Source organism: Mesobacillus foraminis, assembly GCF_004340465.1.
Classification (GTDB): domain Bacteria; phylum Bacillota; class Bacilli; order Bacillales; family Cytobacillaceae; genus Mesobacillus_B; species Mesobacillus_B foraminis.
The window spans coordinates 280,746-293,246 of the sequence record NZ_SLVV01000007.1; the positions used below are offsets into that span (position 1 = coordinate 280,746).

At 44.0% G+C, this 12,501-nt stretch carries 13 protein-coding genes and 1 pseudogene; 12 read left to right on the top strand and 2 right to left on the bottom strand.

Annotation, left to right across the window (positions count from 1 at the left end):
* From EV146_RS27595 to yajC, 9 genes and pseudogenes are all read left to right on the top strand, one after another.
* Positions 1-401 (top strand): annotated as a pseudogene (locus EV146_RS27595) (hypothetical protein); the annotation flags it as partial.
* Positions 322-1,371, top strand: a complete 1,050-nt coding sequence (locus EV146_RS14550; protein ID WP_132007475.1) for a phosphotransferase — start codon at positions 322-324, stop codon at positions 1,369-1,371. The pseudogene EV146_RS27595 and the gene EV146_RS14550, both read left to right, overlap by 80 nt.
* Positions 1,372-1,570: 199 nt before the next feature.
* Entirely contained in the window at positions 1,571-2,116 is a 546-nt protein-coding gene (locus tag EV146_RS14555; RefSeq protein ID WP_132007478.1) for an intercompartmental signaling factor BofC, read from the top strand.
* A 142-nt stretch (positions 2,117-2,258) separates the two neighbouring features.
* A complete protein-coding gene (gene ruvA, locus EV146_RS14560; RefSeq protein WP_132007481.1) occupies positions 2,259-2,855 on the top strand; it encodes a Holliday junction branch migration protein RuvA in 597 nt (198 codons plus the stop codon).
* Positions 2,856-2,913: 58 nt separating this feature from the next.
* On the top strand, positions 2,914-3,915 hold the full coding sequence (ruvB, locus tag EV146_RS14565) for a Holliday junction branch migration DNA helicase RuvB (RefSeq protein ID WP_132007484.1): 1,002 nt from the start codon (positions 2,914-2,916) through the stop codon (positions 3,913-3,915).
* The gene (locus EV146_RS14570) at positions 3,912-4,118 is read left to right on the top strand and encodes a DUF2905 domain-containing protein (protein WP_121611570.1); all 207 of its coding nucleotides are present in this window, start codon (positions 3,912-3,914) and stop codon (positions 4,116-4,118) included. The genes ruvB and EV146_RS14570 overlap by 4 nt, the downstream gene beginning before the upstream one ends.
* Before the next feature lie 25 nt (positions 4,119-4,143).
* Positions 4,144-5,172, top strand: coding sequence for a tRNA preQ1(34) S-adenosylmethionine ribosyltransferase-isomerase QueA (queA, locus tag EV146_RS14575; protein WP_121611571.1), 1,029 nt, complete (start codon positions 4,144-4,146; stop codon positions 5,170-5,172).
* An 82-nt stretch (positions 5,173-5,254) separates the two neighbouring features.
* Positions 5,255-6,394 carry a tRNA guanosine(34) transglycosylase Tgt gene (gene tgt / locus EV146_RS14580; RefSeq protein ID WP_121611572.1) on the top strand — a complete coding sequence of 380 codons (1,140 nt, stop codon included), beginning with the start codon at positions 5,255-5,257 and terminating at the stop codon, positions 6,392-6,394.
* Between the two features lie 39 nt (positions 6,395-6,433).
* Entirely contained in the window at positions 6,434-6,697 is a 264-nt protein-coding gene (yajC, locus tag EV146_RS14585; RefSeq protein ID WP_121611573.1) for a preprotein translocase subunit YajC, read from the top strand.
* A 33-nt stretch (positions 6,698-6,730) separates the two neighbouring features.
* Here the strand turns inward: yajC and EV146_RS14590 are convergent, their stop codons facing one another.
* Positions 6,731-7,111 (bottom strand): TIGR04086 family membrane protein, encoded by a 381-nt coding sequence (locus EV146_RS14590; RefSeq protein WP_132007487.1) that lies wholly within the window; start codon positions 7,109-7,111, stop codon positions 6,731-6,733.
* A 181-nt stretch (positions 7,112-7,292) separates the two neighbouring features.
* Between EV146_RS14590 and EV146_RS14595 the strand changes: the two genes are divergently transcribed.
* Positions 7,293-7,934 carry a DUF421 domain-containing protein gene (locus tag EV146_RS14595; protein WP_241993924.1) on the top strand — a complete coding sequence of 214 codons (642 nt, stop codon included), beginning with the start codon at positions 7,293-7,295 and terminating at the stop codon, positions 7,932-7,934.
* A 35-nt stretch (positions 7,935-7,969) separates the two neighbouring features.
* On the opposite strand, the gene spoVB is transcribed toward EV146_RS14595, so the two are convergent.
* The gene (gene spoVB, locus EV146_RS14600; RefSeq protein WP_132007490.1) at positions 7,970-9,544 is read right to left on the bottom strand and encodes a stage V sporulation protein B; all 1,575 of its coding nucleotides are present in this window, start codon (positions 9,542-9,544) and stop codon (positions 7,970-7,972) included.
* A gap of 122 nt (positions 9,545-9,666) precedes the next feature.
* Here spoVB and EV146_RS14605 point away from each other — a divergent pair, with 122 nt between their 5' ends.
* On the top strand, positions 9,667-9,963 hold the full coding sequence (locus EV146_RS14605; protein ID WP_132007493.1) for a post-transcriptional regulator: 297 nt from the start codon (positions 9,667-9,669) through the stop codon (positions 9,961-9,963).
* A gap of 164 nt (positions 9,964-10,127) precedes the next feature.
* Positions 10,128-12,392: a protein translocase subunit SecDF gene (gene secDF, locus EV146_RS14610; protein WP_132007496.1), complete on the top strand. Its 2,265-nt coding sequence runs from the start codon at positions 10,128-10,130 to the stop codon at positions 12,390-12,392.
* The last annotated feature ends 109 nt before the right edge of the window (positions 12,393-12,501 follow it).

Consider the following 12,501-nt stretch of genomic DNA (forward strand, 5'->3'; position numbering starts at 1 on the left):
GCGTCGGCCAACAGGGAGGATTCGATCCACAAGGAGGATTCGGCCAACAGGGAGGATTCGGTCAGCAGGGTGGATTCGATCCACAAGGAGGATTCGGTCAACAGGGCGGATTCGATCCGCAAGGAGGATTCGGTCAACAGGGCGGATTCAATCCGCAAGGAGGATTCGGTCAACAGGGCGGATTCGATCCACAAGGAGGATTCGGTCAACAGGACGGATTCGATCCGCAAGGAGGATTCGGTCAACAGGGTGAATTCAATCCGCAGGGAGGATTTGGCCAACAGGGCGGATTAAATCCACAGGGAGGATTCAATCAGCAAGATGGAAATACAACTGGTCAAATGCCTGACTGGAATTACGGAATGCCACGGTTTGACGATGAAGAAAGCAATGAATATTAATTTTCACCCAGGAAGGGACGATTTATATTTTAATCGTCTCTTCTCCTATTTAAAAAGCCGCCTTCCTATGGAAATTGATCAAATTACAGAGATTAGAAGTCATGTTTATTTGGTGGAAAACAAACAGCTGAAATGTATTCTAAAAGCCTTTCCTACTTATGAGGAACTGAAATTGCAGCAAGACTTTACGTCTTCAATTAAAAAGGAAGGCTTTGAACAAACCTGCTCATTCTTGAAATTCGGTGATTTTCCTTTGTGTTTTGAAAATAGATTTTTAGGTTTTATGGAATATATTCAGCCTGATTTACAGTCATTTTCCTACCTTTCCGACCGAGAGCGGGAAGAAGGAGTTGAATTATTAGCCAGCTTTCACAAAGCTACAGAAAAATTGGTTCCGGAATTCGAGTCAATCCTTTTCAAGCAGGATCTAAGGAGGAAATGGGAGGTCCGAGCAGAGCAATTTCAAAAGAATATTTCGATCCTGCATTATTTTATACCAAAAAGTGTAACTGAAGAAATTTTAGAATGGGCTAAAATTTCATTAAAAGGAATGACCCAATCTACTAATCGTCAAAAAAGGGAACATCAAGTGATCCTTCATGGGGATGTCGCCCACCATAACTATATCAGAGCAAAAACAGGCCAGCTGTATATAATTGATTTTGATTTAATTGCCATTGGGCCGGTGAAAAATGATCTGCTTCAATATGCGAATCGGATTCTGCCTTTTACAGGCTGGTCATTTGATTCCTTGGAAAAAATGAAGATTATGGGAGATTACCTTACGGATCCATCATTCTTGTATGGCTTAATTTACCCATCGGATATCTTTCGGGAATGGAATCGTAACATCAGGGCAAAGGCTTATTATAATCCTAAACGGACAACACAGCTTATCAATATGACAGTTCATCAATTTCAGGAGAGAAAGTTATTTGTGAACAAGTTAATAGACATTTTAGAACCGTAACAAATCGGAGTGCCTTAAGATTGTTTGGGACTCCTTTTTTACATATTTAGACATGACGCGAACTTTCCTATTAAGCATACTTGTTGATGGACAGATTGCAGGCGGGGGGCCAGAACTTTCCTGGAAAGGTCCTTTCTTTTATAAAAAGAAAAAATTTGGTCAAACTATTAATGAATAAATAAAAGTGAGGTGACCGGCAATGGGATTCATGTCTATTGTCATGACGCTTAGCGTTCTATCAAGTATAATCGGCTTAGCAGACCTCAACGGCAATGATGGTATGATATCTGTGGAACGGCCCGAGTTATCAATTGAAGACGAGGGGAACCCGTTGGAGTTAACGGTCATTCTGGAGAGGTTTTACCTAGATGGCGAGATGAGTGAGGAAGAGCTTACAGAAACCATATGGTCCATGGAGGATTTTTGGAGTGAGTATGCTGGCTGGGAGCTAGTCAGAATGGATGAGGATATTGTTGTTTTTAAACAGCTGGTGGACGATATCTCTCCTCTGTTAAAAGCAAACGGTTACTTTGGATTATCCGAGGATGGTGTCCTGACTATTTTTAATGGGCGTCCGGACCAATCCAATATCATTCAATCATTTTTTCAAATAGATGTAGGGAAACTGGAAAGCAGGAAACGCCAGCAGCTGCAAAATGGGATTCCAATCAAGACAAAAGCAGAGTATGAAAAAGTACTTGAAACTTTCAAGCCATACAATAAGGATGAAAGGTATAAAAATTAATGAACAGGGCCGATTCAGCGGCTCTTCTTTTTGTTCATTACGATTATACGTTCGTATTTTTTTCGGAAAAGAACATTTTTCTTCGTTCCCAAGAAAATAGTGTGATAAAATGGGGTACAGCAAAAAAGAGGAGCGAAAGATATTGTTTGAGTACGTTAAAGGCAGGGTCGACTTCATCGGTCCCGAATATATAGTAGTGGACAATGGGGGGATCGGGTATCAGATCCATACTCCAAATCCATTTTCTTTTTCAAAGGATAATGGAACCGAGGTTCAAGTTTTTACCTATCATTATGTCCGTGAGGATCTGATTGCTTTATATGGATTTCAAAGCAGGGAAGAGAAGGCTCTCTTTACCAGGCTTCTTAATGTGACTGGCATCGGACCCAAAGGAGCCCTGGCTATCCTTGCATCGGGTGAACCTCAGCAAGTGGTGAGGGCGATTGAAGACGAAGATGAGGCCTTCTTGATCAAGTTCCCGGGAGTAGGAAAGAAGACAGCGAGGCAGATGATCCTGGACCTTAAGGGAAAGCTTCAAAGTATTGTGCCAGACTACTTTCCAAATCTTTTCAACGAAGAAGAACCAGGCTTCTCCTATGAGCTTGATGAGGCTTTATTGGCGTTGAAGGCTTTGGGTTACTCTGAAAAGGAAGTCCAGAAAGTTACCCCTGAACTTAAAAAGGAGAAGCTTAATACGGATCAGTACATTAAAAAAGCTTTACAAAAGCTTTTACGATAAACATAGCCGTAAAAAATCAGACAAATGACATATGATAAAGTTAAAGGATGATGAAAGTATGGAAGAACGAATCATCTCCCAGGAAGCAGGCGATCAGGAACTATCTTTCGAGCAAAGCTTGCGTCCCCAGACACTAAACCAGTATATTGGACAAGACAAAGTGAAGGAAAACCTTGCTGTATTTATTGAAGCGGCTAAATTACGGCAAGAAACTCTGGATCATGTTCTGCTCTATGGTCCCCCGGGTTTAGGGAAAACCACGCTCGCGGCGATCATTTCAAATGAAATGGGTGTACACCTACGCACCACTTCCGGACCTGCAATTGAACGCCCGGGGGATCTAGCGGCAATCCTTACAGCCCTGGAACCTGGCGATGTATTGTTCATCGATGAGATTCATCGGCTTCCTCGAGCGATTGAGGAAGTTCTGTATCCGGCAATGGAAGATTTTTGTCTTGATATTGTTATTGGCAAAGGTCCAACTGCCCGTTCAGTCAGGCTGGATCTGCCTCCTTTTACCCTTGTCGGTGCTACGACCAGAGCGGGCTCACTTTCAGCCCCGCTAAGAGACCGTTTCGGAGTGCTGAGCAGGCTGGAATATTATAAGGAGAAAGATCTGAAAGAAATCGTCGTGAGGACAGCGGAGCTTCTTGAAACTGAAATTGATTACAATGCTGCGGTGGAAATAGCCCGCAGATCAAGGGGCACTCCAAGGATTGCCAATCGTCTTTTGAAGAGAGTAAGGGATTTCGCTCAGGTACGAGGCAACGGTTCCATCCAGGAAAGTCTTGCAAGCGAAGCCCTTGAGCTGATGCAGGTAGACCGGTTAGGACTGGATCATATTGATCACAAATTGCTAAAAGGGATCATTGAAAAATTTCGCGGCGGGCCTGTGGGCCTTGAAACCATAGCGGCTACAATCGGGGAAGAGGCTCATACGATTGAAGATGTCTATGAGCCCTACCTTCTCCAGATAGGATTCCTTCAAAGAACACCGAGAGGAAGGATTGCCACGCCTGCTGTTTACCAACATTTTCATATGGAGGTGCCTGCTGAATGACAGGGATGGCGAAGCTGCTGATGGTATTGGGAGCTGTCATTTTTATTGCAGGGTTCCTGATGCAATTTTTAAATCTGGGGAAGCTCCCAGGAGATATTGTCGTTAAAAAAGGAAATACAACCTTTTATTTTCCTATTGTTACGTCGATCGTTGTCAGTATCCTCCTCTCCGCAATATTTTATTTTCTCGGACGTTTTCGATAAAAAATAAACAAAAGGTGACTACAACATGAAAGTAGATTTATTTGATTTTCATCTGCCAGAAGAGCTGATAGCCCAGGTTCCTCTTATGGAAAGGGCAAAAAGCAGATTGATGGTGCTTGACAAGCAAACTGGCGAGGTGCAGCATAGCACATTTAAAAATATTAAAGAATATCTTCGCCCGGGGGATTGCCTCGTCCTGAATGATACAAGGGTCCTTCCTGCCAGGCTGTTTGGCATGAAGGAGGACACTGGAGCAAAAATTGAAGTCCTTCTCCTGAAGCAGCTTGAAGGTGATAGATGGGAAACTCTAGTAAAACCAGCTAAGCGGGTTAAGGAAGGCACAAAGCTTGTTTTTGGCGACGGCTTGCTATCCGCAGTCTGCACCGGTACATCGGATCATGGCGGACGGGAATTGGAGTTTTCATATAAAGGAATTTTTTATGAGGTGCTCGAGGAGCTGGGAGAAATGCCGCTTCCGCCTTATATTAAGGAACAGCTCGATGATAAGGAACGCTATCAGACTGTCTTTGCCAAAGAGCGAGGATCTGCTGCGGCACCTACGGCAGGACTTCATTTCACAGAGGCACTGCTTGAGGAGTTAAAAGAAATGGGTGTGCTTATTACCTTCATTACTCTTCATGTTGGACTGGGTACTTTTCGTCCTGTCAGTGCAGAATCCGTTGATGAGCATGAAATGCATGCAGAATTCTACCAGGTTTCAGAGGGAACAGCGCGACTGCTTAATGAGGTCCGTGAAAAAGGCGGGCGGATTGTTACAGTTGGAACAACATCAACCAGAACGCTCGAAACCATTGCTTCAGCAAATGATGGGAAGTTTATTGGGGCAAGCGGCTGGACTGATATCTTTATTTTTCCAGGCTACGAATTCAAAGGGATCGACGGCATGATTACGAACTTTCATCTGCCGAAATCTACCCTGATTATGCTTGTCAGTGCACTGGCAGGGCGGGAAAATGTTCTTCATGCATATAATCTGGCTGTCAAGGATCGGTATCGCTTTTTTAGCTTTGGCGATGCGATGCTGATTTTATAGCCATGCGAAGCCATGACTTGCAGTAGCTGGCTATGGCTGAAACAGCAACAAGTTAGACCTAAATTGGAAGGAGCATACGAAATTGTCTGCAATCCGTTACGAATTAATCAAGACATGCAAGCAGACAGGGGCCAGGCTAGGGCGTGTTCATACACCTCACGGGTCGTTCGAAACACCTGTATTTATGCCGGTTGGAACGCTTGCCACTGTTAAAACAATGTCCCCTGAAGAATTAAAGGAAATGGGAGCCGGTATCATATTAAGCAACACGTATCACCTTTGGCTGAGGCCTGGTCATGAGATTGTCAGGGAAGCTGGCGGCCTCCATAAATTTATGAACTGGGACCGGGCAATCCTTACTGATTCCGGCGGTTTTCAAGTATTCAGTTTAAGTGAATTCAGAAAGATTGAGGAAGAGGGGGTCCATTTCCGGAATCACTTGAATGGAGACAAGCTATTCCTTTCTCCGGAAAAAGCAATGGACATTCAGAATGCACTCGGTTCTGACATTATGATGGCCTTTGATGAATGTCCTCCATACCCAGCTTCTTTTGAATATATGAAATCCTCGGTAGAAAGGACTTCTCGTTGGGCAGAGCGCTGCCTTGCCGCACACAACCGCCCAAATGACCAGGGACTGTTTGGAATTGTCCAGGGCGGGGAATACGAAGAATTGCGAAAACAAAGTGCCAAGGATCTAGTATCTCTTGATTTTCCAGGCTATGCAGTTGGGGGATTATCTGTGGGCGAGCCAAAAGATGTCATGAACAGGGTCCTTGAATTTACAACTCCTTTACTGCCGGCCAACAAGCCGCGCTATTTAATGGGAGTTGGTTCGCCGGACTCGCTGATTGACGGAGCAATACGAGGAATTGACATGTTTGACTGTGTCCTGCCTACACGAATTGCCCGGAATGGAACCCTGATGACGAGCAGCGGGCGCCTGGTAGTGAAAAATGCCCAGTACGCACGGGATTTTGGCCCAATCGATGAGCATTGTGACTGCTATACCTGCCGAAACTATTCAAGGGCGTATATCCGCCATTTAATTAAATGTGATGAAACATTTGGGATTAGACTTACAACTTACCATAATCTATACTTTCTGGTAAAATTAATGGAGCAGGTCAGACAAGCAATTATGGAAGATCGTTTAGGCGATTTCAGAGAAGAGTTTTTTGAGCGATATGGCTTTAATAAACCTGATGCAAAAAATTTCTGATTAATGGCTTGCTTGATCATTTTGAAAGGAGGGAAAAGAATGGAAGGACTAATAGGTACAGTGTTCCCGCTGTTGTTGATGTTTGTACTTTTCTACTTTTTGCTGATCCGACCGCAGCAAAAAAAGCAAAAGGCAGTGCAGCAAATGCAGAGCGATCTGAAAAAAGGAGATCGAGTGGTAACCATCGGCGGCCTTCATGGATTCGTTGACTCACTTGATGAAGGTACAGTAGTAATCAAGTGCGGTGATGGCAGCCGTCTTACATATGACCGTGGTGCAATCCGCGATGTCATCAAGGAATAGGCAAAAAAGCAGGTGCGAACAGCACCTGCTTTTTTATTCCCTTGATCCAGACATGTTGACACCTAATATGCCTCCCATCATCGCTGTAATGATATAGCACACCTGGTAAATGATCTGTTCTGTGTTCAGCAGGCTATCATGGCCAAGGTACTGGAATAAGAAAATGATGGAAGAGTAGATGCATCCTGTTGCAGCTCCAATCAGCCACCCCTTATTCTTCCCCTTGCCGCCAGTGATAAAACCTCCAGCAAATAAAGAAATAAATGATACGGTTGTAATGATGTACTGCAAAGAGGATTCTGAAACCGAAGTAAATCTTAATAAAAAGGCAAAAATAAAGCTGCTGATTGTTGCAAAAACAAAAATGGTAATCACACCGTACAGTACAGCAATTCCCAGGTTTCGCGATTCCATACTTTTCCCCCTTGTTTAAGCGTTCTTAAAATAATGGAGCCGTATAGTACAAGCATATTCCCGGAAAAATAAATTAGAATGAGATTTTTAAGTGATTATTTAGTTGGACCTAAAAGTTATTTTTTACTGTCAGGTGCAGAAAGCTATTTACCAAAAGAGAGTGCAGGGGGGAGGGGCAAATATCGGACCGTATGCAGAGATTATCTTCAGGACATTGCTGCTCTATATCCTCATATTGGTTATTTTTCGTTTGATGGGCAAAAGAGAGATAGGAGAACTCAGCCTGCTGGATCTCGTAGTTTTTATTATGATTGCCGAAATGGCAGCCATGGCGATTGATAATACCCAGGAGCCACTCTTTCATTCTTTGCTTCCCATGCTGCTGCTTGTTGCGATTCAAATCCTGCTTGCATTTGTTTCTTTAAAAAGCAAGCGCTTTCGTGATATGATGGATGGACAGCCTAGTATCATCATCAACAAGGGGAGAATTGATGAATACGAAATGAGAAAGCAACGGTATAATTTCGATGACCTGCTGCTTCAGCTGAGAGAGGAAGGAATCATCAATATAGCAGACGTAAAATACGCCATCCTGGAACCTTCAGGAAAACTATCGGTTTTTAAAAAAGGTGAAAGCAGTGATATTACATTACCGCTTATCATCGATGGAGTGATTCAGGAAGAAAATCTGGCGAAGATTAAAAAAACGAACCTTTGGCTCCGGCAGGAATTGCATGCAAGGGGATATAGGGATATCAGGCAAATCTCCTTTTGCAATTATGATAAAAAGAAGCTGTTCATTGATATGAAGGATGAGATGTAAATCAAACACGCCTGATTCCGGCGTGTTTGGTCATTTCATCGTTTATTCCAGCTGAACGTCAGGATAGAAAGAGGTTTGCCAATCCCGGGGAGTCTCTCAATTTCTTCTTTCTTCACCAGGCCTGACAGCAATACCAGCATACAGTAAACCACTGTGATGGCAAATGCCGAGCACAGAACCCTCACAGATAACGCCAATCCCGTCCCAATCCCGTTCCAGATCTGGAAGCCGAGCCACATGGTTGCAGCTATAATGGCAAAGGTCTTAATATATTCCCGCATGTGAAAAGTAAAGGAGACCGCCTTTAAAACAGTAGCAAAATGAAGGACAGTAACCAGGACAAAACCTAATGTCAGCCCCAATGCTGCCCCATTTATCCCAAAAGCCGGCTGGCTGGCAAGCAGGAATATGACAGCCGTTTTAGCGATATTTCCGACAAGGCTGTTGATCATTGCTGCCCTTGCCAAATCCAGGGCCTGCAGGGTAGCCTGCAGGGGTCCCTGGAAATAATAAAAAATGAAGAATGGCGCCATCAGCTTGATAAATTGGGTGCCACTGTCTGTCCCATACATAACCAGCATCAGAGGCTCTGCGAGGACATAAAGAACAATGACAGCGAGACCTCCTGTCAGCAGAGAGAATCTTAGGGACTGCTGAAGCAGATGTTCAATGGACTTAAAATTTTTCTTAGAGTTCGCTTCACTGATTGCCGGTACAAGCGAGGTAGACAGCGAAAAGGTAATGAAGGAAGGGAGCATCAGGAGAGGAAGGGCGAAACCTGTTAACGCTCCGTACTGCTTCGTAGCTACACCGGCAGCAACACCCGCCAGTGCGAGGCTGTGTGCCACAACTATGGGCTCAAAAAACCACGAAATTGAACCGATCATCCTGCTGCCCGTAGTAGGGAGGGCTATCCTCATCAGTTCGTTAAATGTGGACCTTCCGGACTGAACAAATTGAAAAAAATTCTGGCGCATTGGGAATTTCTTTTTTACTTTAAAGGCAGTGATTAAATAAGCAAGGGAGGCCAGCTCTCCGATGACAGCAGAGATCATTGCCCCGGCAGCGGCATACTCGATTCCATAGGGCAGGAAGCTTTTTGTCAGGACCGCAATCAAGGTAATGCGGATCAGCTGTTCAATCACTTGGGAAACAGCACCGGGCTTCATATTCTGCCTTCCCTGAAAGTAACCTCTAATAACCGATGATACCGCAACAATTGGAACAATTGGGGCAATGGCCAGTAAAGGAAGACGAGTTCTAGGGTCGGTGAATAAAGTCTCGGACAAATAGGGTGCCATTAAAAATAATGCAGGTGTAAAAATCAATGACAGGGAAATGGTGGTAGCCAGAGATACAGCTAATATTTTTTTGATTTTTCCATAATCCCCTTTTGCGGCAGCTTCTGCAACGTATTTCGAGATTGCGACAGGCAGCCCCAGCTGGGTAATGGTAACGACAAGTATAAAAGTGGGAAAGGCCATCATATAGAGGCCAACGCCTTCTTCCCCGATAAAGCGGGCAATCACTATCCGATTAATGAAACCCAATATCCTTGTGACAAGTCCTGCCACAAGCAGTATCAGGGTTCCTTTTATGAACTTTGACATCCTGCTCCCTGCCTTCTCAAAAATGCTAATTTCAGATACAATAATCTATATGCAAGGGAATGGACAAAGCATGACAGGAATAAAGATTTTTAAATACATAGAAAGCCAAGGAGGCGGAATGCATGGACTTCGTGCATAAGTATGAGGCATTCCAGAAAGATGTCCAGCCAGCATTAAAAAGCAAGCAGGAAGAATTGGCCATGCTCGGATATGAAGGGGTTACTGAGCAGGAAATCTGGAATTTCCTAACCCGCAAAAAATGGAAAAAAACCAAGGATGATATTCGGCTATATGAAATTGTTGCCGATATCCTCTCGGTCCAGCCTGGAGAATACATGAACTTTGTAACAATCGAGGCTTTCAAAATTGGCAGTCTCTCATTAGATGACGAGAAAGAGCGGAGGGAGCTGTTAAAATAATCCAGTAAAAATGTAACGTTTTTTAAATCTTCATGTATAAATTGACAGTATTTTTAAACTGATTCATAATGAAAAAAGTTATTGAAATGTTTCTTATTTTATTGATTTGATTCGAGCAAAAGGTAATTCTTTTTTGTTTCTAGATTAAGGAGGACTTATACATAATGGTTAAGAGGAGTCGCATCATTGCGTTCTTTCTGATAGTTTTGCTTATCGGGAGCGCCATGGGGTTAACAACCCAGAACATCTTGGGGAATATTAAACTCGGACTGGACCTTCAGGGTGGATTTGAAGTCCTTTATGAGGTGAAACCGGCGAAAGATGGCCAGGTGATCGACAGGGATACATTGGTCAGTACGGCGGAAGCACTTGACCGGCGCGTAAATGCCCTTGGGGTCAGTGAGCCAAATATTCAAATTGAGGGTGAGGACCGCATCCGTGTCCAGTTAGCTGGAGTTACGGACCAGGCCGAAGCACGCGAAATGCTGTCTACCCAGGCCAACTTAAGCTTTCGGGATGCCAATGACAAATTAATGCTGGATGGAACCGATTTGGCCGAGAATGGGGCAAAGCAGAGCTTTGACGAAAATAACAAGCCGAGTGTTTCCATTACCTTGAAGGACGGGAGAAAGTTTGGAGACGTGACCAAGGAAATCATCGGAAATGCTCCTGATAACCAGCTGGTCATATGGCTTGATTTTGAAGAAGGAAAAGATTCCTATAAGGAAGAAAGATTAAAGGAAGAACCTAAATTCATCTCTGCACCAAATGTCACGCAGGTCTTATCTCAAAAAACAGTTCAGATTACCGGTAATTTCACTATTGAAGAAGCAACCCAGCTTTCGAACCTGTTGAATGCTGGTGCCCTGCCAGTCCAGCTTGAAGAACAATACTCCACTTCCGTTGGAGCAAAGTTTGGTGCCCAGGCACTTGATAAGACAATTCTTGCCGGGATCATTGGCATATTGGCCATCTTTGTGTTTATGCTGGCCTATTACAGGCTTCCCGGGATGATTGCTGTAGTCACACTTTCCGTTTATGTCTATTTAATCCTTCTGGTCTTTGATTGGATGAATGGAGTCCTCACGCTTCCAGGCATTGCCGCTTTAATTCTTGGTGTTGGGATGGCTGTTGATGCCAATATCATTACTTATGAACGGATTAAGGAAGAGCTGAAGGTCGGCCGGAATATCAAGGCTGCATTTGCGGCAGGAAGCAAGAATTCGCTTTCGACGATCCTGGATGCCAACCTGACAACGTTAATTGCAGCAGGGGTCCTGTTCTTTTATGGGACGAGCTCCGTAAAAGGTTTTGCCACCATGCTTATCCTCAGTATACTGGTAAGCTTCATTACTGCAGTGTTCGGTGCCAGGGTCTTCCTGAGTCTATGGGTCAACAGCGGCCTGTTTAAGGACAAGCCGGGCTGGTTCGGAGTCAAAAAGAGCGAAGTCCACAGCCTGTCTGAAAATGTGGATACACTTGATCTGAAAACGAGGTTCGATCGCTTTGATTTTATCCGGCATCGAAACAGATTCTTTATGGCCTCAGGAGTACTGTTGGCAGCGGGCCTTATAATACTTGCGGTGTTCCGCCTAAATCTTGGAATCGATTTTGCCAGTGGAACCAGGATTGAAGTACTATCTGAAAAAAGCTTGACTGCACAGGAATTTACTGCAGAGCTGAAGGGTGCCGGCATCGAAACAGAAGATGTTGTCATCTCGGGGAACAATGATGAAATCGGAGTTGCCCGCTACAAAGGGGTCCTGTCTAAAGAAGAGATTGCCTCATTGAAAGCCGATCTGAAGGATCAATTTGGGACCGAGCCGAATGTCAGCACTGTTTCACCGACGATTGGCAAAGAACTCGCCAAAAATGCCTTTTTTGCCCTGTTGATTGCTTCTGTTGGTATTATCATTTACGTGACGGTCCGTTTTGAGATCCATATGGCCATTGCGGCAATCGTTTCCTTGATGCATGACGCGTTCTTTATCATTGCGGTATTCAGCTTGCTAAGGCTTGAAGTGGATCTTACCTTCATTGCTGCAATTTTGACTATTGTCGGATACTCCATCAACGATACAATCGTTACTTTTGACAGAATGAGGGAAAACCTCCAGAAAAAGAGGAAGCTTAAAACCTCCCAGGATATTGCCGATGTGGTGAACAGGAGCCTGCGCCAGACTCTTGGACGTTCCGTGAACACGGTGCTTACAGTTGTTATTACAGTAGTTGCCCTATTGGCCTTCGGAAGCGAATCGATCTGGAATTTCTCTTTTGCCCTGCTTATAGGTTTGATATCCGGGACATATTCCTCTGTCTTTATTGCCGCTCAGCTCTGGTATGTATTTAAAAACAGGGAGCTGAAGAAAAAAGGGGAAATAATCACCTATAAAGAGAAACGCAAGTATTCTGATGAACCGCAAGTTTAACATAGTGCTATGCGAGGTAAAATGAACGAAATAAAAAATCACACTATCAATCAATCCGCAGGAAATGTCCTGCGGATTCTTTATTTGGGTGTTATTAACAAAGCTTTAG

Coding starts and splice junctions, on each gene's coding strand:
- EV146_RS14555 (WP_132007478.1), top strand. CDS start 1,571: ATGGGATTCATGTCTATTGTCATGACGCTTAGCGTTCTATCAAGTATA.
- EV146_RS14605 (WP_132007493.1), top strand. CDS start 9,667: ATGGACTTCGTGCATAAGTATGAGGCATTCCAGAAAGATGTCCAGCCA.
- queA (WP_121611571.1), top strand. CDS start 4,144: ATGAAAGTAGATTTATTTGATTTTCATCTGCCAGAAGAGCTGATAGCC.
- yajC (WP_121611573.1), top strand. CDS start 6,434: ATGGAAGGACTAATAGGTACAGTGTTCCCGCTGTTGTTGATGTTTGTA.
- EV146_RS14570 (WP_121611570.1), top strand. CDS start 3,912: ATGACAGGGATGGCGAAGCTGCTGATGGTATTGGGAGCTGTCATTTTT.
- ruvB (WP_132007484.1), top strand. CDS start 2,914: ATGGAAGAACGAATCATCTCCCAGGAAGCAGGCGATCAGGAACTATCT.
- secDF (WP_132007496.1), top strand. CDS start 10,128: ATGGTTAAGAGGAGTCGCATCATTGCGTTCTTTCTGATAGTTTTGCTT.
- EV146_RS14550 (WP_132007475.1), top strand. CDS start 322: ATGGAAATACAACTGGTCAAATGCCTGACTGGAATTACGGAATGCCAC.
- EV146_RS14590 (WP_132007487.1), bottom strand. CDS start 7,111: ATGGAATCGCGAAACCTGGGAATTGCTGTACTGTACGGTGTGATTACC.
- spoVB (WP_132007490.1), bottom strand. CDS start 9,544: ATGTCAAAGTTCATAAAAGGAACCCTGATACTGCTTGTGGCAGGACTT.